Consider the following 26,702-nt stretch of genomic DNA (forward strand, 5'->3'; position numbering starts at 1 on the left):
ACGTGAATGTGAGCGTGGCGATTGATAACGATACATGCGCAGTAAGTGATAGAGCTCATCACACAATAAAGTCACTAATTTATGATTACGGCTGGCTTTGATGATGCGGTAATGAAAGTCAAAATCACCGTGTTGATGAAAGTAGGAAGCCCCTTCGACTTGCTCAATATGATTAGAATGTGTCGACAATAATGCCTCTAACCCTTGTAATTCAGAGGGCGAAATGTTGCGCGCCGCTAACCTTGCCGCCATACCCTCTAGCGCTTCGCGTACTGCATAAAGCTCCACCAACTTACCGGGTGACAACTCAATGACTCGCGCGCCCACATGTGAAACACGCTCAATCAACCCCAAGCCTTCCACACGCATTATCGCTTCACGCAGTGGCCCACGGCTGACTTGAAAACGCTTGGCGAGTTCAGGTTCTGAAATTTTGCTGCCTGGAGCTATACGCCCTTCAACAATCGACTCAATCAAATACTCAGTGAGGTTTTCCGATTTGGTATTCTCTTTTTCTCGTTCAACAGCACGTAATTTTATATCGGAACTGTTTAGTGTTAATGCACTATCCATCTTGTCATCGCCCATAATTGTCAACAATCATAAGATACCATCGTTAAAATAGACGATATAAACATCAAAAATCAATCAAATTGTCGACAAATTAGACCAATGTATAAGAAACATAGCGGCTAAGCTTACGCAGTTGAAAATAAAACTCTGTGAGCTTGAAAAGAGAAAAGAGCTGATTTCATAGATAGAATGATCCGTGCAATCCACTACCCGAGACTTGCCGCCACTTATGAATCTTTACAAGAGAATCACTCACTCTCCTTTTGGTTACGCTCTCGCCTGCTCGTTGCTATTATCTGGATGCATTGCTTACAGCAGCAAACCGGAAAATCCACGCAGCTACCCATTATTGAGTGAGGCGACCTATTCTGAAGATGCGCTTTCATTAGCAGACAGCCCAAATATTATCCGCACGGCGATAGAGCAGAATCAATCGGTTACGATCAATGACCTCAACGCGCTAACAAGCCAGTTGCCTATCGTTTTTCCTGAATTAAATTTACACCTTGCGCAAGAACACTCATTTGATGTTCGTTTATTTCAAAGCGCAGTGCAGCAACTTGTTAGTCAATTTGCTTGTGAATTGTACAGCAGCCAGCAAATGCCTGATTCGGTTCAAATGTGTGCAAACGATGGCCGTATAACACCGAACAACTTGGGTTATTTGCCTTTCCAGCAAGGCAAGTATTTGGGGGAGCGTTTGACTGTTCACCGACATTCTCAGTCGCAAGGTGTGGCGTTAGAGCTCTATCTTAAAAGTGCATCGGAACGATCACTAAGCTCAGTATGGGGCGCGGCACATACACTAGGTCGATTCCGTGGATCACATTTTTCATCAGACAGTGTTGTACTCACCGTCTATTTCGAAGGACATGTGTTAGATGAGCGTCATCGATGGCAAGCACAGTACCCTGAACCGCTGATATTTTTCCTGCTACTGCCCAGCATAACGACCTTGACTCAGCAAAGTAATGACGCCTCTGCAGCGCAATTTGCCGTTAATAACAGTCAGTTGTTGCTAGTAAACAGTGAAACAAGACACTAACAGGGACTTATCACACAACGCAAAATAGCGCCGTGAACTTTATGAACATAAACATTTTTATGCCCTATATTGTTTTTATCTACGCATTAGAGACAAACCAGTAACAGGTTATTAACTTAACGTATCTGCATTAGATCATTGATGCAGTCATGATAACAACGATAAGCACCCTATCTCCGCCTGTAGCATTCAGTCACAAACGCTCCAAGGTAAAGATGAAGATGCGCCCTACATAAGGAACGTGAATATGTTTAAGCAGTTCAAACCGACCCTCACTGCATCCATTCTGGCTGCAACCTTTTCTTTTAGCAGCTTCGCCGCTGATATTGAGAAACTTCACATTCTAGTGCCCGGTGGTGCGGGTGGTGGTTGGGACATGACGGCTCGTGGTACAGGTGATGTACTGATGAAAACCGACATTGTCAGCAATGTGTCTTACCAAAACTTATCCGGTGGCGGTGGCGGTAAAGCGATTGCACACTTGATTGAAACAGCAGACCGCCAAGAAGATACCTTGATGGTCAACTCTACACCGATTGTGGTTCGTTCTTTATCCGGTATTTTTCCACAATCCTTCCGTGATTTAACACCGATTGCCGCCACCGTTTCTGATTATGGCGCTATCGTTGCGGCGGGCAATTCAAAATACAAAACGTGGGAAGATGCGGTTGCCGATTTCAAAGACAACCCGCGTAAAGTCAAAGTCGCTGGCGGTTCTGCTCGTGGCAGTATGGATCATTTAGTTGCCGCTGCGGCCTTCAAAGGGCAAGGGTTGAACCCTAAAGAAGTTCGCTACATCGCCTACGATGCAGGTGGTAAAGCCATGGCAGCACTGCTTTCTGGTGAAACACAACTGCTTTCAACAGGCTTAGGTGAAGTGCTTGAAATGTCCAAGTCCGGCCAAGTGAAAATTTTAGCGATAACAGCCCCTAAACGTTTAGAGTCTGCACCAAATATCCCAATTTTAGCCGATTACGGCAATCCAACCGTATTTGCTAACTGGCGCGGGTTTTTCGCAGCACCAGGGATCAGCCAAGAAAAAATTGATCAGTGGAACGCAGCATTAGCGAAAATGTACACCACTGATGAATGGAAAGTGGTCCGCGACCGCAATGGTTGGATCGATAATTATCAATCGGATAAAGAGTTTTACGCCTTCTTAGAAGCTCAAGAAAAAGAGATGGGTGATCTGATGCGTGAACTCGGTTTCCTTAAGTAAGCTCGCTAAGGGGACAGTTCCTTGCCTTGTCCCCGCTAGCAACACTTTTGCCGTGTGCAGTTATGCTCAATACTCCTTTGTTTATCAGGCAAATATGGATAGGAAAACCTTCATACACCTATCCCTTTGCCCTTAGTTAATCAATTCATTAACTTGCTGCTGCACGGCTCTTTCCTCCCCTATTTCTACCATGGAGTTGGATATGTCGGATCTGCCAACCAAATTTTTCAGCAAAGAATATTTACTGTGCCGCGATCGCGTTGGCGCGTTGATCTTCCTTGTTCTTAGCCTTTGTTACGGCTATCAAACGACTCAAATACCGATGTTTCCCGGTGATGAATATGAACCGTTTAACGCCCAAACCTTGCCGACTCTGCTGACTTACGCTGGAATTGGCCTCTCTTTGTTGATGCTGGTGTTAGGGCAGCCCGATAAACAAAGCGGCGCGGTATTGCACTTCAACTGGAAATTGTTGATTGGTTTTTTAGTGTTGATGGCGCTGTACGGACTTGGCCTAACCTATTTAGGCTTCGTACTGGCCACCAGTTTCTTTTTACTCGCTGGCTTTTATATTTTGGGAGAAAGACGCAAATCAGTGTTATTTGGCGCTTCTTTTCCCTTTGTCATCGCGTTTTATCTGCTGCTTACTCAAGGTTTGGACATCTACCTTGAGCCCGGCGTTATTTTCACACTCTGGTAGGAACTGATTATGTTAGATGGAATTTTACAAGGGCTTTCTACCGCCATGATGCCGATGAACATCTTCATGGTGATTGTGGGCTGTTTCGTTGGTACTTTTATCGGCATGTTACCCGGGCTTGGCCCTATTTCGGCCATCGCGTTAATGATCCCGATCACCTATGGCCTTGAGCCATCTTCAGGTTTGATTTTAATGGCCGGCGTTTATTACGGCGCTATTTTTGGCGGCTCCACTTCCTCCATTTTGATTAATGCTCCCGGATGCTCGGCAACCGTGGTCACCGCATTTGATGGCTACCCCATGGCGCAAAAAGGCCAAGCTGGTAAAGCCTTAGCCATCGCTGCTTACGCCTCTTTTACAGGCGGAACCTTGTCAGCGATTATGCTCTTGGTCGCAGCGCCTGCACTGGCCAGCGTGTCACTGAGTTTTCAATCCTCTGACTATTTTGCATTGATGCTACTCGGTCTATCGGCGGTCGCCGCCTTTGCTGGAAAAGGACAAATTCTTAAAGCATGGATGATGGTTGTTCTTGGCTTGATGCTCTCTACCGTTGGTATTGATAAAGGCGTAGGCGTGGAACGTTTTACCTTTGGCTTAACTGATTTAATGGACGGTTTTAGCTTCCTCTTGCTAGCGATGGCGACATTCGCATTAAGCGAGACATTAATGGGAATTTTAAAACCCGATAGTGATACGCGCTCTGATGAACAAAATAAACTCAGTAATTTAGGCAGTATGAAAATCACCAAGGCAGAATTTAAAGAAGCGGCTCCTGTTTCAATTCGTGCTTCTATTTTAGGTTTTTTCACCGGCGTATTACCCGGCGCGGGCGCAACCATCGCCGCGTTTTTGAGTTATGGTATGGAGCGCAGCTTAGCGCCCAAAGATAAAAAAGAAGAGTTCGGTAAAGGGTCTTTGCGTGGGCTTGTTGCGCCAGAGTCAGCCAATAACGCCGCCTCTAGCGGATCTTTTGTTCCGCTGTTGACACTCGGCATTCCCGGCTCTGGCACCACAGCGATCATGCTTGGAGCCCTGCTCTCTTACGGCATCCAACCTGGCCCTCGTTTATTTGTTGATCACCCCGATGTATTTTGGTCTGTCATCATCTCAATGTATCTCGGTAACATTGTACTTATCATCCTTAATTTGCCGCTTATTCCTTATATTTCAAGGCTATTGGCAGTACCCAGAACCGTATTGCTGTCGATGATTTTGTTCTTCTCAATCACCGGTGTTTATTTGGTTTCGTTTAACACTATGGATGTCTACGTGATGCTGCTTGTCGCGATGGGAGCCATTGCTCTGCGGTTAGCCAACTTCCCACTGGCACCGCTGCTGCTTGGCTTTATTTTGGGTGGATTAATGGAAGAGAACCTTCGCCGCGCGTTGATGATCAGCGATGGGGAGTTAAGCTTCTTGTGGGAACGTCCGATCACTTTTGTGTTTACCGTACTTGCCGTAGTGATGTTGACTAGCCCACTGATAGTGATGCTGGCGAAAAAACTTCGCTCCTCACCAACCAAAGTCGTTGAATAACGAGCGATTTGACCACACAATGCTCATCCAACCATACAAAGACCTAGCGAAAATGCTGGGTCTTTGCTTTACTATGCACTTCAAATCTTTCCAATGTCAGCGATTGTCATGTCGTTCATCGTATCTATCTAGGAGTCCCTATGGCTGATCAACACTCTTTAATCATTGTTGAAGATGATTTAAAACTAAGAGAAATGTTAACAGAATACTTTGAAAGTCAAGACATTAGCGTCATTGCCCTTGCTGACGGTGCCAAAGCAAGCGAAGTTATTTTAGAACAACAACCAGACATCGTATTACTCGATTTAATGTTGCCCGGTGAAGATGGGCTGACAATTTGTAGACAGATCCGCCCTACCTACAACGGTAAGATATTGATGCTAACTGCCAGTGACGATGATTTTGATCATGTTGCCGCATTGGAAATTGGTGCCGACGATTTTGTGACTAAGCCGATTAAACCACGCGTCTTGCTTGCAAGAATGCGCATGCTATTGCGCAGAGTCGACAACGAGCCAATTCAAACCGCGAAAACCGTACTTGAATTTGGGGCCTTGTCTCTCAATCGATCTCGACATCTGTGTGAACTGAATGGTGAGGCCGTGGCGATGACCGACAGCGAATTCGATTTGCTGTGGCTACTGGCATCAACACCAGATCAAGTCCTATCACGCGATGTATTAACCAAAGCATTACGTGGGATTGAATACGATGGACTTGACAGAACCGTCGATAACAAGATTGTCATTTTGCGCAAAAAACTTGGCGATGATTCTTCCACACCGAAACGCATTATTACGGTTCGAGGGAAAGGATACCTTTTTGTACCAGACACGTGGTAATGACCACGTCTTTTAGAAGAAACCTGTATGCGTCGTATCTATATTGAATCTTTTGTTGGTTTATTGCTCTTTTTTCTAGCGACACTTATTACCATCGAATTGGTCGTGTACCAACTTGGTACTGATTACGATTATGTACTTGAAGATTATCAAGCCGAAGCATTTCATGACTTGGTCACACATATTTATCAGCGTGAAGGTGAAGTCAGCACCTTAAATGTATTAAAAGAGTATGCCGATAAAACACGTCAAATTATGGGTGCACATACAGAAAAGACATTACCCTCAGATATTCGATCGTTTTTTTTTACCACTGCACCTAACGCACACACCTACTACGATAATGACCGTTTTTTATGGCTACTCCTCACACCTACATCACCAATTTACAGCTTTAAACCCGATGAAGAATCGTCACTGAGACAAGCTATTTTCTTTGCAGATAATCTCTCACTTTTTCTGCTTGTTGTCGGCTTTGCACTGTACTGTGTGTTACTGATCTGGTTCATCAGTCGGCGACTACGCGAATTGGAAAAAGTGACCTTAGCCTTTGCCGCAGGTGACCTAACCGTTCGAGCCTCTATCAAAAGTAGCAATAGCGTTGGCTCGTTAAACAAAAGCTTTAACTACATGGCGAGTAAAATTTCAGCCTTGGTGCTCAGCAATAAAGCGCTGAGTAATGCAGTAGCTCATGAGCTACGCACCCCCATTTTTCGGATCCAATGGCAAGCAGAAATGTTGGCCGATGAATCTCTGACACCCAAACAAGCGGCGAAAGTCGCCAGTATCATCGAAGATACCGAAGAGATGGAAACCATGGTCGATGAACTGCTTTACTACGCTAAAGTTGAAAGGCCAGAAAATGAACTCAATATGCAGACAATTCAGCTCAATTACTGGCTTGAATCGGTCCTAGATAAATGGCGCAGTAACAGTGTAATAGATATAAAACTACTACCATTAGCAAAAGAAGCCAGCTTGCAAGCCGATCCATACCTCCTCAAAAGAGTTCTCGATAATTTATTAGGCAATGCTCAAAAATACGCAAAAGGGAAGATCATCGTTGAAGCCTCAGTGAACAACGCAGGCCAAGCGGTGCAAATTGATATCCATGATGATGGCGAAGGTATAGATTCTGAGCACTGGCCCTTCATTTTTGATGCTTTTTACAGCGCCGACTTCTCACGTGGTGAGCGACAATCAGGCTTCGGATTAGGATTAGGATTAGCTATCGTTAAACAGATCGTTTTGCGCCATAACGGCGAAGTATCGGTGGCTAAAAGTGTGCTCGGGGGCGCTTGCTTTACTCTTGTACTACCCGTAGCGGGCGTTTAAAATCCTGCACTTAAGAGAATCGGTTAACCGACTTCACTGATTCTCTTTTTTAACGTGAGGGTCAAGGTGAAGCGATTTTACTTCTACACGTAATTCACTCATGCCCATTATCATAGTCATTCACTATTAGGTTGTTCATCTTATGAAACCAGGTCGTACCGGTATAAAGCGTCTGTTTTATGCCACAGGTTATTCAATACAAGGGCTGAAAGCCGCGTGGCGAAATGAAGCGGCTATTCGACAAGAAATTATCACTTCAATTTTGTTGATTACCATTACTTTCTTTTTGCCTGTCACTAAAGTTGAGCAAATCATGATGATTGGTTGCTTAGTCTTAGTGGTGATCGTTGAGTTGATGAATTCCGCCGTGGAAGCCGTGGTTGATCGCGTCGGTAGCGAATGGCACGAACTCAGTGGCCGCGCCAAAGACATAGGTTCGGCTGCCGTACTTATCGCGTTGCTATTTTCAGCATTTACCTGGATCTTCATCCTGTCGCCTTATTACTTTTAGCGCACTATCTGACCACAAGATTGAACCGACATCGCCTCTACTACCTCTCTTTTGATAATAAATCTACTGTGTTCAATTCAGATGATTTGACGCCATTGGGTTTGAAGCACGCATACGCCGCTTGACCACAAACACGACGAATTTTTTGGGTCTTGCTATTTTCTTCTCCTAATCATTTAAAAACAGTTTGGTGAACTGATGAACATTCAGCATCCCATACAACATTGACATTGTGAAGTTTATGTGAGAAGCCGAGTAGCCTGAGTGTTACAGCTATTAGTGTGCTGGCTTAGTGTAAACTTCGGTTGAGTCACGCTTTCATCCTCCTTATACTCACTCATCATTTCTTTATTATCTTTCGTTATGAAAATTATCGCAGTAACCGCTTGTCCAACAGGCATCGCGCACACCTATATGGCCGCAGACTCACTCAAAAAAGAAGCGAATAAGCGTAATATCTCAATTAAAGTCGAAACCCAAGGCGCAATGGGTGTCGAGAACCCACTGACGGTGGCAGATATTGTCAACGCGGATCTGATCCTCATCGCTTAAGATATCGACATTGAACAGCGTGAACGTTTTGTTGGTTGTAAAACGGTTCAGGTGTCCATTGAACGTTTCTTAGACGCCAAAACAGAGCAAGCAGCGCTAGATTTGTTGCTACAAAAAACCGAAAAAACAACCGATGTTGAAGCAAATAAAGGCTTTTTGATTGGCGTAACGGGCTGCCAAGCGGGTGTTGCACACACTTATCTTGCCGCTGAAGCGCTGGAAAAAGCGGCCGCCGCGATGGGTTATCAAATAAAAGTCGAAACCAACGGTTCGATTGGGGTGAAAAATAGCCCAACGGGTGAAGATATCGCTAAAGCTGATGCGATCATCGTGGCTTGCGACAAGCAAGTTGACATGGTGCGCTTTGCGGGTAAAAAACTGATTGAAACTGGCGTTAAAGCGCCGATTCGTGATGCAAAAGGGTTGATTGAAAAAGCCCTCAGCGCAGCAAAATATCAAGCCGATGCCAGTACCAAGACTTTAGATGGGAAAGGCAAAGCGGCGCAAGCTCGCTCCGATTTATACCGCTATTTGATGAATGGTGTATCGCATATGATCCCATTCGTTGTTACTGGCGGCTTGTTGATTGCTTTAGCACTCGCTATTGGCGGCGAGCCAACCGAAGCGGGCATGGCCATTCCTGACGGCAGTATGTGGAACCAAGTGCTGAACGTCGGTGTGGTTGCTTTTACATTGATGATCCCCATTCTTGCGGGTTACATCGCGTATGCGATCGCCGATCGCCCTGCTCTGACTCCTGGCTTAATTGGTGGTTGGATCGCTAACAACGGGTCATTCTACGGCGCAGATGCCGGTACAGGTTTTATCGGTGCCATTATTGCTGGCCTTTTAGTCGGTTATTTCATCAAATGGTTAACAAGCATCCATTTTCACAAGTTTATTCAACCACTTGTGCCTATCATGATTGCACCCATCGCAGGCTCACTCTTTATCTCTGGGCTCTTTATTTTTATTATCGGCGCGCCGATTGCAAGCTTGATGGATGGCTTAACCGCACTACTTACTAGCATGAGCTCAGGTAACGTGATACTGCTCGGTATTGTGCTCGGCGGCATGGCTGGCTTTGATATGGGTGGTCCATTTAACAAAGTGGCATTCCTCTTCTCTGTTGGTATGATTGCCAGCGGTCAAACTCAATTTATGGGTGCAATGGCGTGTGCCATTCCAGTCGCGCCACTCGGTATGGCTTTAGCAACCGTTTTGGGCCGTAAACTGAACTTGTTTGAAGCCTCTGAAATTGAAGCAGGGAAAGCTTCCGGTGCAATGGGCTTAGTTGGTATCTCTGAAGGGGCGATTCCATTTGCCGCGCAAGATCCGATGTCAGTCATTCCAGCAAACATCTTGGGGTCGATGGTTGCAGCGGTTATGGCGTTCACTTTTGGCATTACAAACAGTGTTGCCCACGGTGGTCATGTAGTAGCATTGCTCGGTGCCATGAATAAGCCTTTGCTAGCTTTGCTTTGCATGGCAACCGGTGCTGTAGTGACTGGTGTTGTTTGTATCACTCTGAAAAAAATGCGCCAAGCGAAATTACAACAAGCAACGGCTTAATGATCAGGCACTCTCCCCCGAGAGTGCTTGATGTTCATCAACGCTGAGCTTCTGACTTTATGTTGTACTCCCGCTTTAATTCGGGAGTTTTTTATTTCGCTTACTCGATACCCTTCCCACTTGAAGCTGCAGCGGTGTTGGCTACGTTCGCTCACCCCAATCACATAGTTTATCTATGCTCATGGGGATGAACTTACTTGCCGCCTACCTGCAACTTCAAGTTGTTTGGGTATATGTACTGCTGCTTTGTTTTTATTTTGATTTTTTGTGAGATGTACTATGACCAATAACAAACAACCTTTCTTTTTGATGGACAATGTCATCCAAAACTATGCGTGGGGAAGCACGACTTCGATTCAGCACTTGTTTGATATTGCTAACCCAACCAAGGCTCCACAAGCAGAAATTTGGATGGGAGCACACCCAAATGGATGCTCACAAATTCATGTGAATGGAGAACCTGTTTCGTTGCTTGAGATGATCAACCAAGATAAAACCGCGTTTCTTTCTGCGGCTACTGCAACAACCTTTGGTGAGTTACCTTATCTTTTCAAAGTACTTGCCGCAGCGAACGCCCTTTCGATTCAAGTTCACCCAAGTAAGCAAGAAGCAGAAATTGGCTTTGAGAAAGAAAACCAAGCAGGGATCCCACTCAACGCCGGACATCGCAACTATAAAGATCCTAACCACAAGCCGGAATTGGTTTACGCCCTTACCCCTTATCAAGCGATGAATGGGTTTCGCCCAATCACAGAGATTGTTGAACAATTTCAAACGCTGAATATCAATGCGATTTCAACCCTGGTCGATGCTTTTGCACACAACCCAACATCACAAGGTTTAAAAAGCTTTTTTAGTGCATTGCTATCATTAACTGGCGAGCAAAAAGAACATGCAGTGAATGCATTATTAGCGTATGCCCATCATCATTCAGATGATGATCTTTTTGAGCTCATTTTAGAGCTGGCACAACAGTACCCCGGTGATATTGGTCTATTTTCTCCGTTAATGCTCAATGTACTTACTTTAGCTCCGAGTGAGGCCATGTTTTTAGACGCCAGAACGCCACACGCCTATTTGAAAGGTACCTGGCTTGAAATCATGGCCAACTCAGACAACGTGTTGCGCGCTGGCCTAACACCCAAACATATGGATATTGAAGAGCTCGCATCATGCACGCTATTTGAAGAAAAACCCGCTTCAAGTCTTTTATTGAAACCAATTGAAGAAAATGGAGCGTTATTGTTCCCGGTCCCAGTCCGCGATTTTAAGTTTGCGATTTACCTCAATGCCACGCAAGTTAAGGTGAAAATCAACAGTGCCGAAATTATCTTTGCCATTGATGCTGATACGACCTTAACCCATGACAATGGTGAGTCTCTAACCGTGAAAAAAGGCCACTCAATCTTCATTCCCGCTTACGCTGAACATTATCAACTGTCATCACTTGGACGTGTCGCACGCGCGTACAATTAACAGCCGACGTAATAAACAAAAAAGCCAGCATCTGTTCTGCTGGCTTTTTTGTTTAGGATTGTTACGAAAATTTACGCTAATCAATCTGTGGGAAATTAGGTATTCTGCGACTGTTTCCAAACCGCCAGTTCAACCCACATTTGTGCTAGCTGTTGCAGCTCTTCTTCTGTTAACAGCGCTAAGGTCGTTTGAGATTCAGATGTCGGACCGTCTTTGAGAGAGCGAATCTGCGCATAAAAATCCTTCTTTAATTGCGATATCACAGGGTCCACAACCGATTCCTATAAAAATACTAAAATTCTCAAAAATAATACCATTTTTCATAGACATGTCTTATGCCGTGTTAAGTTATGGAATAGTTATCACATTTCTAGTATCTAAGCCTAAAGTATCAAAATTACAATTTAAAATTATTCACTAGGTTATCGAGTTGCTTGGAAACTTTTTTCAAATGTTCACTACTGGCAGTAAGCTCCTCAGCCACTGTTGTTGTTTCCATGGTGAGATGATTGATATCTTCAACGGTGCGATTGATCTCACTAACCACACTTGATTGTTCTTCCGTTGCCGTCGCGACTTGAATATTTTGATCGCTAATATTCTCTATATAAACGCAGATCTGTTTTAGCGAGCTATTGGCATTTTCAGCTTGTTCAACCACCAACAACCCCTGCTCGCGCCCTTGAGACATCGCCCCAACCGCCCGTTTCGATTCTTCTTGTAAGTTATTAATGACTCTTTGAATTTCTTCAGTTGATGCAGCAGAACGGCTTGCTAAATTTCGCACCTCATCAGCAACGACCGCAAAACCTCGACCTTGCTCTCCCGCTCGCGCCGCCTCAATCGCTGCGTTCAATGCAAGTAAGTTCGTTTGCTCGGAAATGCTACGAATAGTCTCAAGTATCGAGCTGATGTTAACCACTTGACCAGCCAAAGAGCCTACGACTTGTGCAGCTTGCTCTAATTCAGTGATCAAATCTGCAATTTGCACTTGTGCTTTCTCTACTACAGTGGTGCCATTTTCCGCCTGATGAGTGGCCTGTTTCGCAACGTCGGCAGCTTGAGCTGCGTTGTTTGCAATTTCGCCCACCGTTGCACCTAGCTCGTGAATAGCAGTGGCCACTTGGACTGTTCTATCACGCTGCGAAGTGCAGTTGTTTTTGGTTAATAGTGCCCGTGCTGAAACTTGGTTAGCCGTATTCGCTAATTCATAAGAACTCGAAGCCACTTGCTTGATCGCTACATGTACTTTCTCAATGAAGTCGTTAAAACTGTCGCTAATTTTCGATAACTCATCTTGACCACCTAAATCAATGCGAGCATCTAGCGCCATGTTTTCAGCTGCCAAAGCAATCGATTTTTGTAGGCTGGCCACTCGCGTTTTTAGGCCGATAACAATAAAGAATGAAGTGACAAACGAAATTAGCACACCAATACCAATAATGATAAACATGTGATTTTGCCCTTGGGCATAACTCTTTTGGCTATTGATGTTCTGCTGTTTGGCCTGCTCTAGTAGCGAATCGAGGATCACATTGGCTTTTTTACGCAGTTCACCATAGGTAAGCGCGTATTGATCTCGGTATATGTTGCGCGCCGTATCTAGATCGCCCTTTTCAAATGCCGCCAACATAGGATTAAGTTGAGTACTGACCATTTTTTCAAAGTCAGTCAACAGTTGCTGAACTTGTCTACGCTGTTCTGGATCCACTTGTGACTGAACCGCGTGCTCGACAGACTGCCTCATTTCAGGAATATCTTCGGCACGAGTCTCTTTCACGCGTGTGAGCACACCCTTTTTATCTCTTAACGACGTCTCTTGAAGTAACATCATATCGATACCAACTCGCATACGGGGAATTCGAGAGGCAACTTCAGCCATTGAACGCATTGGCGCGGCTGTATTGAGATAGAGCTGCTCTGCCTGTCGTTGAATCGTCGACATGCTATTGAAGCTCGCCATTCCAACAATAATCAACGCAACGCAAGGTAATAACACCGCAAAAATTAATCGCGATTGCAAGGTAAACCGATTAGCAAACATCTTTTATATCCTTTTTAGTTGTAGCGCTATTATGTTATGGAGACAAATCTTAACCAATGAATGGTTTCTTATTTATTAAAAAGTTATCTTTTCTAGAACGTTTTAAATTAAATTAATGACTTTTATGAAGTTAACTCAATCACTGAGTATAGGCAATTTTAGGTTGAATGGGAGAGGTGAAGTAGGCCGTATTTGTGGCACAGATGACCTTTTCAAAAAGGCCACCACGATTTCAACGCTGAATGAAAATCCTTCACTTGTCAGATGGGCTGCTCGCTAGAAGTAAAAAGCCGAAGCAATCAATGCTCCGGCTTTTATTCTTTATCAGCTTAGAATAAAGGTGGATATGTGAAACGATTACTCGTCTTCAGAATCGCTGCTCGGTTCAGAGTCAGTCTCTTCTGCGTCACTTTGTACTTCTAAAATTGCAACGCTCGCTTCACCTTCTGGCAATTCCTCACCTTCTGGTAACTCAACATCTTCAATTTCTTCAATACGTTGTAAACCTACGACGTTTTCATCTTCAGCGGTGCGAATCAAGGTCACACCTTGAGTATTGCGTCCCACTTGGCTCACTTCCGCGACGCGAGTACGAACGAGCGTACCGGCATCGGTGATCATCATGAACTCATCGCCTTCTTCAGTTTGCACTGCGCCGACAACTTGACCATTACGCTCAGACACCTTGATTGAAACAACGCCTTGAGTTGCACGACCTTTAGTTGGATATTCCCCTAAGGTTGTACGTTTACCATAGCCGTTTTGTGTCACTGTTAAGATGTCGCCGTCATTTGAAGGAACAATCAGCGATACCACTTGGTCGCCTTCTGCTAGCTTCATACCACGAACACCGGACGCGGTGCGTCCCATGGCGCGAACACCTTTGAACTTAATTTCTGGCTGGCCATGTTCATCAAGAACAGGCTGACCATTTTCATCCAATACTGGCGTTTCTTCTGATTCTTTAAAGCGAACCACCTTACCAAATTTAGAAAACAGCATAATTTCACTGTTGCCATCGGTAATGTCCACACCAATCAAAGAGTCATCTTCACGCAAGTTAACCGCGATCAAACCGTTAGAACGCACATTGGCAAAGCTTGAAAGTGATGTTTTCTTCACTGTACCGTCACCGGTCGCCATAAAGATAAACTTATCATCACTAAACTCAGTGACTGGTAAAATCGCAGTAATACGTTCCCCTTCTTCCAGAGGAAGAATATTAACGATAGGTTTACCACGCGCTGTACGGCTCGCTAGCGGTAATTGATAGACTTTCAAACGGTATGTCTTACCACGAGTCGAGAAGCAAAGAATGTGGTCATGAGTATTCGCCACAAGAAGACGCTCAATGTAGTCTTCTTCTTTCATCTTCGTCGCGCTCTTACCTTTACCACCACGGCGTTGTGCTTCGTAATCGCTGAGGATCTGGTATTTCACATAACCAGCATGAGAAAGTGTCACTACCACATCTTCACGAGCAATCAGCTCTTCCATGTCGATATCATGAGTTGCCGCGGTAATTTCAGTGCGTCGTGCGTCACCAAAAGCATCACGAACGGTTTCAAGCTCTTCGCGGATCACTTCCATCAAACGTTCAGTGCTGGCAAGGATATGCATTAGTTCAGCGATTTCTTCCAGAAGAGCTTTGTACTCATCAAGAATTTTTTCGTGCTCTAAACCTGTCAATCTGTGCAGACGAAGCTCAAGAATTGCTTGGGCTTGTTGCTCAGTTAAGAAATATTTGCCATCACGGATACCGTATTCTGGTTCAAGCCATTCAGGACGAGCGGCATCGGTTCCAGCACGTTCAAGCATTGACGCTACGTTGCCAAGATCCCAACCACGAGCAATCAAGCCTTCTTTTGCTTCTGCTGGCGTTGCCGCGCGGCGAATCAATTCGATGATTTCATCAATGTTGGCTAACGCGAGAGCCAGTGCTTCTAGAATATGGGCACGATCACGAGCTTTACGCAGTTCAAAAATAGTACGACGCGTCACCACTTCGCGGCGGTGATCAACAAAGCATTTCAACATTTCTTTCAAGTTGAATAGCTTAGGTTGACCATTATCCAGCGCAACCATGTTGATGCCGAATGTCGTTTGTAACTGTGTTTGAGCGTAAAGGTTGTTCAGAACCACTTCGCCAACCGCATCACGTTTACATTCGATAACAATACGCATGCCGTCTTTATCAGACTCATCACGCAGTGCACTGATGCCTTCGACTTTTTTCTCTTTAACCAATTCAGCAATTTTTTCAATCAAGCGTGCTTTGTTCACTTGATAAGGGATTTCTCTGACGATAATGGTCTCTTTACCATTCTTCTCGACTTCGATATCCGCTTTAGAGCGCATGTAGACTTTACCGCGCCCTGTTTTATAAGCGTCGATAATGCCTTTGCGGCCACTGATTAATGCTGCCGTTGGGAAATCTGGGCCCGGAATGTAGTCCATCAACTCATCAATGGTGATGTCTTCATTATTTATATAGGCCAAGCAACCATCAACCACTTCCGTTAGGTTATGAGGTGGAATGTTGGTTGCCATACCGACGGCAATACCGGATGAGCCATTGACCAGTAGGTTAGGAATTTTGGTAGGAAGAACCGCAGGGATCTGTTCTGTACCATCATAGTTCGGTACATAATCGACCGTTTCTTTGTCGAGATCGGCAAGCAGTTCGTGGGCAATTTTTGACATGCGTACTTCGGTGTAACGCATTGCTGCCGCAGAGTCACCGTCGATCGAGCCAAAGTTACCTTGGCCATCGACCAACATGTAACGCAATGAGAACGGCTGCGCCATACGAACAATCGTATCGTATACAGCACTATCACCATGCGGGTGATATTTACCAATCACATCGCCCACAACACGGGCAGATTTTTTATATGGTTTATTCCAATCGTTACCAAGCACATTCATCGCGAACAGAACGCGACGGTGTACTGGTTTTAGGCCATCACGCACATCTGGAAGAGCACGACCCACGATAACGGACATCGCGTAGTCTAGGTATGAACCTCTTAGCTCATCTTCAATGTTTACGGGCGTGATCTCTCTAGCTAGATCGCTCATAGAGCCATTATCCCTCTATCTTTTGATCGTATATTCGATACGTACAAGGCCGAAAAATATAACACATAATTCACTACTTCGGCATCCCTTTCCCTTTCCTTTTATCAGGTTGTGACCTTTGTTGTGTATCAAGTGCCGAGAAATTGCACATTCATTCCATACCCGGCTGATTAATGGCCAAATTTTAGCCAAAAATTAATGGAATAAAGATAAGCTGTAGCCTGTGATAATCAACTGGTTATAATACCCCACACAACTAAAGATGCCTATTTTGACAGCAAGAGCGAATCTAACATGACTAAAGCACAAAACGTTGATCTTAATGAAATTAAAAAGTTTGAAGAGATGGCGTCACGCTGGTGGGATCTGGATGGTGAATTTAAGCCACTTCATCAAATTAACCCGTTAAGATTGAACTATGTGTTGGCCAATGCCAACGGCCTATTTGGCAAGAAGGTGCTCGATGTCGGATGTGGTGGCGGAATTTTGGCCGAAAGCATGGCGCGAGAAGGTGCGCAAGTGACTGGCTTAGACATGGGCAAAGAACCGCTTGAAGTCGCTCGTTTACATGCTTTAGAAACCGGAACAAAGCTCACTTATATTCAAAGTACGATTGAAGATCACGCCGCTGACAACCCGCATACATATGATGTTGTCACTTGCATGGAAATGCTTGAGCATGTTCCAGACCCATTGTCCGTTGTTCAAGCCTGCTCTGCGTTGGTCAAACCTGGCGGTCATGTTTTCTTTTCTACGCTCAATCGTAATTTTAAGTCTTACCTGTTTGCCATCGTGGGCGCAGAGAAGTTGCTACGCATTGTTCCTGAAGGCACACATGATCATGAAAAATTCATCCGCCCCTCGGAACTGATTAAGATGATCGATAAAACAAACCTGCAAGAGCAAGGAATAACAGGCCTACTTTATAACCCGTTAACCGATACTTACCGTTTAGGGCGTAATGTTGATGTCAATTATATCGTTCATACTCAGCTTTTTTAAAGTCAGTGGTCATCCAATATGCCATTATCGATAATGTATTGCTCACGTTAAAAATTAAGCCAAATAGCTCATTTTTTCTCGGTATCTAGGCTGTTTTTTGTGCGCTAGATTCCATTTTAACCACATCGAAAATCGCTCCCTTTTTTCCTCAAAGATCAAGAAGTTTTTTTTTGATTGTGGTTACATCTAAACCAAACTCAAAACGGTAATTTTCTACAATCAAATCGGCTCTTTGATCATCAGTAAGTGGATACTAACTGTTTTTTTTGTTTTTGCTAGTTATCCACAAGCTGTCCCAGATCTGTAACTTGAAATGAGCTCCAGATAGCACTATCTTGTAACTCGCAAAGCAAAGAACCCCTATATGTTGTGTTTGCACTACAATATATGGATAGACTCAGATCACAAAGCCGCGATGAGATTTACAACAATTCTACAAAAATACGGCCTTAATCAGTTTTGTTAGGGAAATGAAGCAGAATGAACCAAAAACTTACTGTCACCAAGCGTGATGGACGCAAAGAAACGATTGATCTTGAAAAGATCCACCGTGTAATTACATGGGCTGCGGAAGGCCTATACAACGTCTCTGTATCGCAAGTCGAACTGAAGGCTCACATTCAGTTTTACGATGGTATTACGACCTCTGACATTCATGAGACTATCATCAAATCCGCTGCCGATTTGATTTCAGAAGAGACGCCAGATTACCAATATCTCGCGGCTCGTCTTTCGGTGTTCCATTTGCGTAAAAAAGCCTACGGACAATACGAACCACCAACGTTGTACAACCATGTCTCTCGTTTGGTTGAAATGGGCAAATACGATAAGCACCTTATCGAAGATTATACTCGCGCAGAATTTGAAGAACTCGACACTTATATCGATCACGCACGTGACCTTAATTTTTCTTACGCCGCGGTAAAACAGCTTGAAGGTAAGTACTTCGTGCAAAACCGTGTGACGAAGAAAATCTATGAGAGTGCCCAGTTTCTCTACATTTTGGTCGCCGCTTGCTTATTCGCGAAATATCCAAAAGAAAACCGTCTCGATTACATTAAGCGTTTTTACGATGCAACATCAATGTTCAAAATCTCGCTGCCAACGCCAATCATGTCGGGCGTGCGCACGCCTACCCGTCAGTTTAGCTCATGTGTGTTGATTGAATGTGGTGACAGCTTAGATTCAATCAATGCCACAGCAAGCTCTATCGTACGTTATGTATCACAACGTGCGGGTATTGGCATTAACGCGGGCCGCATTCGTGCATTAGGCTCGGAAATTCGTGGTGGTGAGGCATTCCACACGGGTTGTATTCCTTTTTATAAATATTTCCAAACCGCAGTGAAGTGCTGTTCTCAGGGTGGTGTTCGTGGTGGCGCAGCGACTGTCTTCTACCCTTTGTGGCACGGTGAAGTGCAGTCGCTACTGGTATTGAAAAATAACCGCGGCGTTGAGGAAAACCGTGTTCGTCATATGGACTATGGTGTTCAGCTCAATAAGTTGATGTATTCTCGCTTAGTCCAAGGCGGTAATATCACCCTCTTCTCCCCTTCTGATGTGCCTGGATTGTATGACGCATTCTTCGAAAACCAAGACGAATTCGAACGTTTGTATGTTCAATATGAAAATGACGCTTCGATTAAAAAAGAGACGGTGAAAGCGGTAGAACTGTTCTCCCTGTTGATGCAAGAGCGAGCTTCCACTGGCCGTATCTACATCCAGAACGTTGACCACTGCAATACGCACAGCCCATTTGATGCGTCTGTAGCGCCTGTTCGCCAATCCAATCTCTGTTTGGAGATCGCATTGCCGACGAAACCGCTGTCTAACGTTGAAGATAATGAAGGTGAGATTGCGCTATGTACGCTTTCGGCATTCAACTTAGGTTCAATTGAATCACTGGATGATTTCGAAGAGTTATCTGATCTTGTGGTTCGTGCGCTAGATGCACTGTTGGATTACCAAGATTACCCACTGCCTGCCGCTTATAAGTCAACCATGAATCGCCGTACCTTGGGTGTGGGCGTGATTAACTACGCTTACTATCTGGCGAAAAATGGCGTGAAATATTCGGACGGTAGCGCAAATGGTCTGACACATCGCACTTTTGAAGCAATGCAATATTACTTGTTGAAGGCTTCCGTCGCGTTAGCCAAAGAGCAAGGCAAATGTCCGCTATTCCATGAAACAAACTATGCTAAGGGCTTGCTACCTATCGACACCTATAAAAAAGATGTCGACCAAATTTGCGAGGAACCTTTGCATTATGATTGGGATGCGCTACGCGCAGAGATCATGGAATTTGGCTTACGCAATTCAACGTTAACGGCGCTAATGCCTTCAGAAACCTCTTCACAAATTTCCAATGCCACCAACGGTATTGAGCCTCCTCGCGGTTATGTTTCAGTAAAAGCCTCAAAAGATGGCATCTTGAAACAAGTTGTACCGGATTTCATTAATTTGAAAGAGAGCTATGAGTTATTGTGGAATATTGGTTCTAACAACGGTTATCTGCACCTGGTCGGTATCATGCAAAAATTTGTTGACCAAGCGATTTCTGCGAATACCAACTATGACCCAAGCACTTACGAAAGTGGTAAAGTGCCGATGAAACAATTGTTACAAGATCTACTGACGGCGTATAAATTTGGTGTGAAAACCTTGTACTATCACAACACTCGTGATGGCGCAAAAGATGATCAAAAAGACGCAGTACAGGCACAAGATGATGATTGTGCGGGCGGCGGTTGTAAGATCTAACTCTATTTCACTCAACGTATTCAATAATGCTCCCCACGCAGGGGAGCTTAAAAGGGATTGAGGCATTTATGGCTTACAGTACTTTTTCTCAAAAAAAGAATGATCAACTCAAAGAACCGATGTTTCTTGGCCAATCGGTCAACGTAGCTCGTTACGACCAGCAAAAATTTGAAATTTTTGAAAAACTGATAGAAAAACAGCTCTCGTTCTTCTGGCGTCCAGAAGAAGTCGACGTATCGAGTGATCGCATTGATTACAACAAGCTTCCAGATCATGAAAAGCACATTTTCATCTCGAACTTAAAATATCAAACGCTACTGGATTCAATCCAAGGTCGCAGCCCTAACGTGGCACTGCTACCGCTGGTTTCGCTTCCTGAAGTGGAAACATGGATTGAAACCTGGTCATTTTCAGAAACGATCCACTCACGCTCATACACTCATATTATTCGTAATATTGTGAATGATCCGGGTATTGTGTTTGATGACATCGTCGAAAATGAACACATATTGAAACGCGCAAAAGACATCGCGCACTATTACGATGATCTGATCCAACTGTCTAATGACTACCACCGTTTTGGTGAAGGAACTCATCAGATTAATGGTGAGAGCGTCAAAATTAGCTTGGGTGACCTGAAACGCAAACTTTATCTTTGCTTGATGTCAGTCAATGCGTTGGAAGCGATTCGTTTCTATGTCAGCTTCGCCTGCTCATTTGCCTTTGCAGAACGCGAATTGATGGAAGGTAACGCCAAAATCATCAAGTTGATTGCACGTGATGAAGCTTTGCACCTGACTGGTACACAACATATGATCAACTTGCTGCGTAATGGACAAGACGATTTCGCCTTCTTACAAATCGCCGAAGAGTGTAAGCAAGAGTGTTTTGATTTGTTCAAAGCCGCCGCTGAGCAAGAAAAAGAGTGGGCTGAATATCTGTTTAAAGATGGTTCGATGATTGGTTTGAACAAGGATATACTGTGCCAATACGTTGAATACATCACCAACGTTCGTATGCAAGCGGTTGGTTTAGATATCGCCTACCCCGGCGCGACATCAAACCCAATTCCTTGGATTAATGCTTGGCTATCTTCAGACAACGTGCAAGTTGCACCTCAAGAAGCAGAGATCAGCTCCTACCTTGTAGGCCAAATCGATAATGAAGTTCGTGCCAATGACTTCGAGGACTTTGAGCTGTAATGGCGACCATTAAAATCAACAAAGTTACAACCATAGAATCAAACTCTTCCAATACTTTATTGGAAAGTATGGAGAGTGCGGGGCTAGAGCCTGAGTATAACTGTCGCGATGGACACTGCGGTGCCTGTCGCTGCACGCTCGTTAAAGGTGACGTTGAATATGTTGGTTTTGCAATGGCTTACACCGAGCGTAATGAAATATTACCTTGTATTTGTAAAGCCAAAAGCCATGTTGAACTTGCTGGTGTTAATTATCGACCCAAAGCAAGGCGAGCCTAACCTCAACCAGCCAATTGTGCACTGATTAACTCATCACACATTGGCGCGTTAAAAAGATAAAGCCAGAGCTATGCTCTGGCTTTATACATTCCCAGAAGAATGCCATCAGCAGTACCCATTGATACAGATTTGTTAGCGATTTCTCTGCCACCCCCATCAAACAATGAAAGTCTATATCCTTGATAGCTGGGCGTCTCTAAGTCTGATGGTGCGTTGAGCCACAAAGAAACAACATCACTCATTTCATTACTCAATGCCTCACCTAAGATCACTTTTTGACTTGCAACTTTATACCAAACTAAAATTTTCGATTGGTTAAACATGTCAGCCTCCTGCTGAATTTCATCGATCGGACTGACAGTGTACAGCGAAAAGTTGTGCGAAAAAGGTCCAATCTTGAGACAATTTTATCTGTTGCGTGAAATCATCAGCTTAGTCTTTAGACGAAATAATCATAAGCTAAGCACCTCACCGAACCTACGGAATAAGCCAAAGAATCATGCAGTTACCACCCGACACGGTTCTAATATAAAACACTTATCTATCAACAATCTAGACTTAAAAAAACACTAACACATTGAGTTAATTAGCCAATAACGCTCGCAGGTAAAAACATCTCTTTGACTGAGATCAATGCCTCATACTGAGCAAAAACAGGCTTATTCGATAAATAACGACGTAACATGTCAGCCGCGATTGTCCCCATCAGCTCCCTCTGTTCATTGGCGCTGTAGCATCGCTTGAGTTTAAGAATCTGCCCCCACTCTCCCTGCGGAGCCGATAACGCTAGACTAAATTGATCATCATTTAATACGCCAGTCACAAGTGATAACGAAGTGGAACACTTTTCCTTGGTCGCGCCAGCAAGCGCTAATGAGGCCGCGAGTGGATCTTGATCGCCTAAACCCGATTCAACATGGCGGCTCAAAATCCAGCAGTGACCGCTCAACGCTTCCACTTGCTCGTTGCTTAACAACCAACTGGCGAGCCAACCTTTGGTCGCTTGTTCTGCAATAGAGATCGACAATCCTTTGTCCTGCATTAAATGACCGATATGTGTGAGCATAGGTTCATCGACACTCACCACATGTTGCTCCAAATGCTGGTAAATGATCTGTAGTAGTTTCACGCGGCGTTCTAAATCACTTTTCGGACCAAACAATTTCACCTCAATAAAAGGCAGATAAGAGCGATAACCCAGCATATACCCTTCCGGTAAGACTAATTTATCCAACTTATCTGAAATGGCCGATTCCGATGAACCCAGAGTGAATAAACGACTGCATTCTAATCCCATTTGTTGTGGGTATGTTGCTAGCAAGTCGGGTAAAATCTGTTCAGAGACCATCAACTTAAACTCTTTGGGTACTCCGGGGGTGAAATAACAAACACAATCATTAATCTGAACTTTAAAACCGCAAGCCGTCCCTATTGGGTTATCAATGATGTCAGAAAACTCCGGTAACATCGCTTGTTTAAGGTTACTTTCTGGCATCACAACGCCACGTTGCGCAAAAAATTCGTCCAGTTTTTGCTTCCACAGCACAGACAAAACTAACTTTTGGTCCGCCGCTTGAGCCGCTGCCGCCGCACTTAAATCATCAGATGTGGGTCCTAATCCTCCGTTTACGATCAGGACATCGTTATTGAAACTGAGCATCAATAGCTCTTCGACTAAAGCTTGTAAGCTATCACCTACCGTCGAGCGTTTAACTAATGAAAAGCCGCGCTGGAAAAATTCACTGGAGAGCCAAGCAGCATTGGTATCAACAATATCGCCATGGAGCACTTCTTCGCCCGTGCTTAGCATCGCTATTTTCAACATGTCAGGTGTCCTTTTATGCACGCATAAACGTGAGCTATCAATCAATAAGGCAGATAATAAAGTGCAATATATAACGCTTTGAACGTTATTTTTCTCATAAGTTTCTCTATTTATACAATTTGCTGTTTTCATCCCCGCAGCTTTGATAGATAATTGTGATTATGATCATCAAAAAACACACTTTGGAGCCCTCCGTGTCAAAGAAAAGCATCATTGCCTTGATGTTATCGTTTTCAGCTTGCAACAACGCTGCTGCCTACGATTTCAACCAACACATCGAGTTTTCCTATACGGTCGACTGCCATAAAAACGCTTGCTTTAATGACAATTCGAATACTTATCAATCGAACTCCCCATTTTTAACAAGCTTAGCAGAATCGCAACCGCTAAACCTTGAAGAACCGGCACTACCTAAATATCTTACCGTACAAGATACAAAAGACTGGGATTATCTAAAAGGCCAAACCTATACCATATTGGGATTGAGCGTAGCTACTGTTGGCTTAATGACATTTTTACCGTCATCGATTACCAAATGGGATGAAGAGGATCGCAGCTTAAGTGGCATAGGCAGCAAGTGGAAAGATAACGTATCATCTGGCCCCTCTTGGGATAGAGATGAGCATTATCTCAATTATATTATGCATCCCTACTTCGGTGGCGTTTATTATACCGCAGCAAGACATGCTGGTTTTAATGAGTTTGAATCTTTTCTTTACTCTGGTGTTATGTCGACTTTCTTTTGGGAGTATGGCGTAGAATCGTTTGCTGAAATACCCTCATGGCAAGACTTGTTTGTTACGCCCTTTTTCGGTGCAGTCGTCGGTGAGCTGATGTTTGAAGCGGAACAAGATATTGTTACCACGGGTGGTGAAGTGTTGGGTTCATCGACTCTGGGTGATGTCACACTTTTCTTCCTCAACCCTGTTGGACATATCCATGGCTGGGTAACCAATGCTTGGGGAGGCGATGCCGAAGTGGAATTTAATGGTACACCTTGGTTTGGCAACCAAGATGCCGCAAAGTTTGCTTTGGACTCAGGCGCTAGCTACGATTCGCAATTTTATGGCCTTAACCTCAAAGTCAGTTTCTAAGAAACAGGGCTAAACACAAGGCCAGTGTCTAAAGCCAAGGCTATTTTTGTGGCCCAAGTATGAATACTGACAATCAAGAGACTGCGTAAATGTAAAAAATTGACTCTCATCAAGTCTTATCTAAGATAGGCCTCTACACTGAAGTGAAAGGAATTCAAGATCAACGATTTATCTTTCGTTAGCTTGCTATGTGAGGCCTATTATGAACAGTACTTTTATCGTCAATTTCGTCGGCAGTGCAACGCCAGCCACAATTAAACATCTTGCCGCTATCACTCATGAAAATGGTGGTAAATGGTTAATAAGTAAAGTGAACTTTATTGAGAACCAAGTAGCTGCCGTCATTAAAATAGAGTTACCGACCTCAAATGCCGTTATCGTTCAACAAGCGTTTAGAGAGCAACCCGGTCTGCTGGTGCAAATTGTTGATTCAGACGTACATCAACACGAAAAAGAAACGATTTACCAACTGCGGATTGATGCAAACGACCGTGCAGGTATCGTCAACGAAATCACCCACCTTCTTGATAATCAAGGTATCAATATTTTAGATATGGATTGCCAACGAGTTTTTATTGCGGGTGGTGGAGGTGTCAGCTCAAGCTTATTTACCGCTAGCCTCGCCATTAAACTCCCTGCGGCGATACAAATTGAAGACGTAGCCGATGAGCTTGAAGCGCTCAGTGAAGATACGCGCGTGATATTAGAAGTGTAATCCCGTTTACGACCTCGAAAAAGGAAGCTGATGCTTCCTTTTTTATCGATCCCACCATCGATTCAGTAAAATAAAAGGGATGAAAAGCTTTAAACTCTAACGCGTGATTTTACAAAAATAGGCCTCGCCCACTGCATGGTGAGGCCGGCTGTCATCAGTTTATCGACCATTGAGATAATGAACGTTTAAAGTCTTCATAGCCAAATTCATTCAGTTTTTGGAGCTCTCCTGTACTGCGTTGACAATACACGGAAGGCATTTTAAGGCCATTAAACCAATTCAATTTCACCATGGTATAGCCCGCGCTATCCATGATATGCAACCGCTGACCAATCGATAATGGCTGTTCAAATGAAGCCACACAAAATTGATCACCCGCTAAGCAAGAACACGAGCCAATAACATACTCATGTTCACCGTTCGCACTCGCTTCTAAGATAGCCGCAGGCTCTTTGTAAATCAGTGTGTCTAAACGATGCGCTTCAGTTGCCGAATCAACAATCGCTGTTTTCATGCCATTTTCAACGATATCGACGACAGTCACCACTAAATCAGCCGTTTTCGTGATGATCGCCTCACCCGGTTCAAGATAAAGCTGAACCTGATGCTTTTCTGAAAAGGCCTTAAGCGCTAATGCTAATTTTTCTAGCGGATAACCAGGCCAAGTAAAGAACACACCACCGCCTAGGCTGACCCAATCTAACTTATCCAGATATTGACCAAAACGCTCAGAGATCGAATCTAATAACGCAATGAACGCATCAGCATCTTTGTTCTCACAATTCATATGGAACATCACGCCATTGATGGTATCGAACACTGAGTTATCAATATGGTCTGTTTGAACACCTAAACGAGAAAACTGACGTGCTGGATTGGCAAGATCTTGCCCAGCGTAACTCACGCCGGGGTTTAAACGTAAACCCAATGACGCCTTGCCTTCAACTAAATGACGGTAAGCGGCCAACTGGGATTGCGAATTAAAAATCATTTTGTCGCAAATATCGGCCACTTCTTTAACATCAGCTTCACTGTAGCCAACGCTATAGGCGTGTGTTTCACCACCAAACGTTTCGTAACCTAATTTTACTTCAAATGGGCCACTGCTGGTGGTGCCATCTAAGTAAGGTTTGATGATGTCAAACACTCCCCAAGTAGAGAAGCATTTTAAAGCCAAGACGAGTTTGACGCCCGACATATCTTTGAGCTGCTTCGCGATTTCTAGGTTCGCGATCAACTGTGATTCATCAATCATAAAATAGGGCGTTTGGAGTTCGCTTTTTTGCATCTATTTATCACTCTCAAATTGAAGAAAGCCGACACATCTGCATCGGCTT

The 26,702-nt window shown here is 44.2% G+C and carries 21 protein-coding genes and 2 pseudogenes; 16 read left to right on the forward strand and 7 right to left on the reverse strand.

The genetic code is table 11. The annotated features are described in order from the left end of the window. Nucleotides 1-573: GntR family transcriptional regulator (locus VOR_RS0103505; RefSeq protein ID WP_155815340.1), on the reverse strand; the 573-nt coding region annotated here is incomplete at its 3' end. A 229-nt stretch (nucleotides 574-802) separates the two neighbouring features. Between VOR_RS0103505 and VOR_RS0103510 the strand changes: the two genes are divergently transcribed. The 10 genes and pseudogenes from VOR_RS0103510 to manA all read left to right on the forward strand — a co-directional run bounded on the left by VOR_RS0103510 (nucleotide 803) and on the right by manA (nucleotide 11,361). Further along, on the forward strand, nucleotides 803-1,618 hold the full coding sequence (locus VOR_RS0103510) for a hypothetical protein (protein ID WP_010318349.1): 816 nt from the start codon (nucleotides 803-805) through the stop codon (nucleotides 1,616-1,618). Nucleotides 1,619-1,865: 247 nt separating this feature from the next. Beyond that, complete coding sequence (locus VOR_RS0103515) at nucleotides 1,866-2,837, forward strand: Bug family tripartite tricarboxylate transporter substrate binding protein (RefSeq protein WP_010318350.1); 972 nt, start codon at nucleotides 1,866-1,868, stop codon at nucleotides 2,835-2,837. A 202-nt stretch (nucleotides 2,838-3,039) separates the two neighbouring features. Further along, nucleotides 3,040-3,537 carry a tripartite tricarboxylate transporter TctB family protein gene (locus tag VOR_RS0103520; RefSeq protein WP_010318351.1) on the forward strand — a complete coding sequence of 166 codons (498 nt, stop codon included), beginning with the start codon at nucleotides 3,040-3,042 and terminating at the stop codon, nucleotides 3,535-3,537. A 9-nt stretch (nucleotides 3,538-3,546) separates the two neighbouring features. Beyond that, on the forward strand, nucleotides 3,547-5,073 hold the full coding sequence (locus VOR_RS0103525; RefSeq protein ID WP_010318352.1) for a tripartite tricarboxylate transporter permease: 1,527 nt from the start codon (nucleotides 3,547-3,549) through the stop codon (nucleotides 5,071-5,073). Nucleotides 5,074-5,213: 140 nt separating this feature from the next. Beyond that, nucleotides 5,214-5,915, forward strand: a complete 702-nt coding sequence (locus VOR_RS0103530) for a response regulator (protein WP_010318353.1) — start codon at nucleotides 5,214-5,216, stop codon at nucleotides 5,913-5,915. Nucleotides 5,916-5,942: 27 nt separating this feature from the next. Continuing rightward, nucleotides 5,943-7,250, forward strand: coding sequence for an ATP-binding protein (locus VOR_RS0103535; protein ID WP_010318354.1), 1,308 nt, complete (start codon nucleotides 5,943-5,945; stop codon nucleotides 7,248-7,250). A 142-nt stretch (nucleotides 7,251-7,392) separates the two neighbouring features. Next, on the forward strand, nucleotides 7,393-7,761 hold the full coding sequence (locus VOR_RS0103540) for a diacylglycerol kinase (protein ID WP_010318355.1): 369 nt from the start codon (nucleotides 7,393-7,395) through the stop codon (nucleotides 7,759-7,761). 363 nt (nucleotides 7,762-8,124) lie between these two features. Then, nucleotides 8,125-8,385: pseudogene (locus VOR_RS18645) on the forward strand (PTS fructose transporter subunit IIB); the annotation flags it as partial. Beyond that, nucleotides 8,371-9,885 (forward strand): annotated as a pseudogene (locus tag VOR_RS16690) (PTS fructose transporter subunit IIC); the annotation flags it as partial. The pseudogenes VOR_RS18645 and VOR_RS16690, both read left to right, overlap by 15 nt. A 267-nt stretch (nucleotides 9,886-10,152) precedes the next feature. Continuing rightward, nucleotides 10,153-11,361 (forward strand): mannose-6-phosphate isomerase, class I, encoded by a 1,209-nt coding sequence (gene manA / locus VOR_RS0103555; RefSeq protein WP_029626865.1) that lies wholly within the window; start codon nucleotides 10,153-10,155, stop codon nucleotides 11,359-11,361. Nucleotides 11,362-11,456: 95 nt separating this feature from the next. Here the strand turns inward: manA and VOR_RS18915 are convergent, their stop codons facing one another. The 3 genes from VOR_RS18915 to gyrA form a co-directional block, all read right to left on the reverse strand. Then, nucleotides 11,457-11,633 (reverse strand): hypothetical protein, encoded by a 177-nt coding sequence (locus tag VOR_RS18915; RefSeq protein ID WP_010318359.1) that lies wholly within the window; start codon nucleotides 11,631-11,633, stop codon nucleotides 11,457-11,459. Between the two features lie 125 nt (nucleotides 11,634-11,758). Continuing rightward, nucleotides 11,759-13,405: a methyl-accepting chemotaxis protein gene (locus tag VOR_RS0103565; protein WP_010318360.1), complete on the reverse strand. Its 1,647-nt coding sequence runs from the start codon at nucleotides 13,403-13,405 to the stop codon at nucleotides 11,759-11,761. A 357-nt stretch (nucleotides 13,406-13,762) separates the two neighbouring features. Next, entirely contained in the window at nucleotides 13,763-16,486 is a 2,724-nt protein-coding gene (gene gyrA, locus VOR_RS0103570; protein WP_010318361.1) for a DNA topoisomerase (ATP-hydrolyzing) subunit A, read from the reverse strand. Nucleotides 16,487-16,780: 294 nt separating this feature from the next. On the opposite strand from gyrA, the gene ubiG reads away from it, so the two are divergent. From ubiG to yfaE, 4 genes are all read left to right on the forward strand, one after another. Continuing rightward, complete coding sequence (gene ubiG, locus VOR_RS0103575) at nucleotides 16,781-17,488, forward strand: bifunctional 2-polyprenyl-6-hydroxyphenol methylase/3-demethylubiquinol 3-O-methyltransferase UbiG (RefSeq protein ID WP_010318362.1); 708 nt, start codon at nucleotides 16,781-16,783, stop codon at nucleotides 17,486-17,488. 480 nt (nucleotides 17,489-17,968) lie between these two features. Next, nucleotides 17,969-20,251, forward strand: a complete 2,283-nt coding sequence (gene nrdA / locus VOR_RS0103580; protein WP_010318363.1) for a class 1a ribonucleoside-diphosphate reductase subunit alpha — start codon at nucleotides 17,969-17,971, stop codon at nucleotides 20,249-20,251. A 68-nt stretch (nucleotides 20,252-20,319) separates the two neighbouring features. After that, complete coding sequence (gene nrdB / locus VOR_RS0103585; protein WP_010318364.1) at nucleotides 20,320-21,453, forward strand: class Ia ribonucleoside-diphosphate reductase subunit beta; 1,134 nt, start codon at nucleotides 20,320-20,322, stop codon at nucleotides 21,451-21,453. Further along, nucleotides 21,453-21,731 carry a class I ribonucleotide reductase maintenance protein YfaE gene (yfaE, locus tag VOR_RS0103590; protein WP_010318365.1) on the forward strand — a complete coding sequence of 93 codons (279 nt, stop codon included), beginning with the start codon at nucleotides 21,453-21,455 and terminating at the stop codon, nucleotides 21,729-21,731. The genes nrdB and yfaE overlap by 1 nt, the downstream gene beginning before the upstream one ends. Nucleotides 21,732-21,799: 68 nt before the next feature. Here yfaE and VOR_RS0103595 read toward each other — a convergent pair whose 3' ends face one another. Together VOR_RS0103595 and VOR_RS0103600 are read right to left on the reverse strand one after the other, a co-directional pair. After that, a complete protein-coding gene (locus VOR_RS0103595; RefSeq protein WP_010318366.1) occupies nucleotides 21,800-22,054 on the reverse strand; it encodes a hypothetical protein in 255 nt (84 codons plus the stop codon). Between the two features lie 263 nt (nucleotides 22,055-22,317). Further along, on the reverse strand, nucleotides 22,318-23,556 hold the full coding sequence (locus tag VOR_RS0103600) for a CinA family nicotinamide mononucleotide deamidase-related protein (protein ID WP_029626867.1): 1,239 nt from the start codon (nucleotides 23,554-23,556) through the stop codon (nucleotides 22,318-22,320). Nucleotides 23,557-23,717: 161 nt separating this feature from the next. Between VOR_RS0103600 and VOR_RS0103605 the strand changes: the two genes are divergently transcribed. Both VOR_RS0103605 and VOR_RS0103610 read left to right on the forward strand, forming a co-directional pair. After that, nucleotides 23,718-24,650, forward strand: coding sequence for a DUF3943 domain-containing protein (locus VOR_RS0103605; protein ID WP_010318368.1), 933 nt, complete (start codon nucleotides 23,718-23,720; stop codon nucleotides 24,648-24,650). Between the two features lie 202 nt (nucleotides 24,651-24,852). Then, the gene (locus tag VOR_RS0103610; RefSeq protein ID WP_010318369.1) at nucleotides 24,853-25,365 is read left to right on the forward strand and encodes a glycine cleavage system transcriptional repressor; all 513 of its coding nucleotides are present in this window, start codon (nucleotides 24,853-24,855) and stop codon (nucleotides 25,363-25,365) included. Between the two features lie 154 nt (nucleotides 25,366-25,519). Here VOR_RS0103610 and nspC read toward each other — a convergent pair whose 3' ends face one another. Further along, nucleotides 25,520-26,653 carry a carboxynorspermidine decarboxylase gene (gene nspC, locus VOR_RS0103615; protein WP_010318370.1) on the reverse strand — a complete coding sequence of 378 codons (1,134 nt, stop codon included), beginning with the start codon at nucleotides 26,651-26,653 and terminating at the stop codon, nucleotides 25,520-25,522. Nucleotides 26,654-26,702 lie beyond the last annotated feature (49 nt).

The organism is Vibrio ordalii ATCC 33509, assembly GCA_000257205.1.
Taxonomy (GTDB): Bacteria; Pseudomonadota; Gammaproteobacteria; order Enterobacterales; family Vibrionaceae; genus Vibrio; species Vibrio ordalii.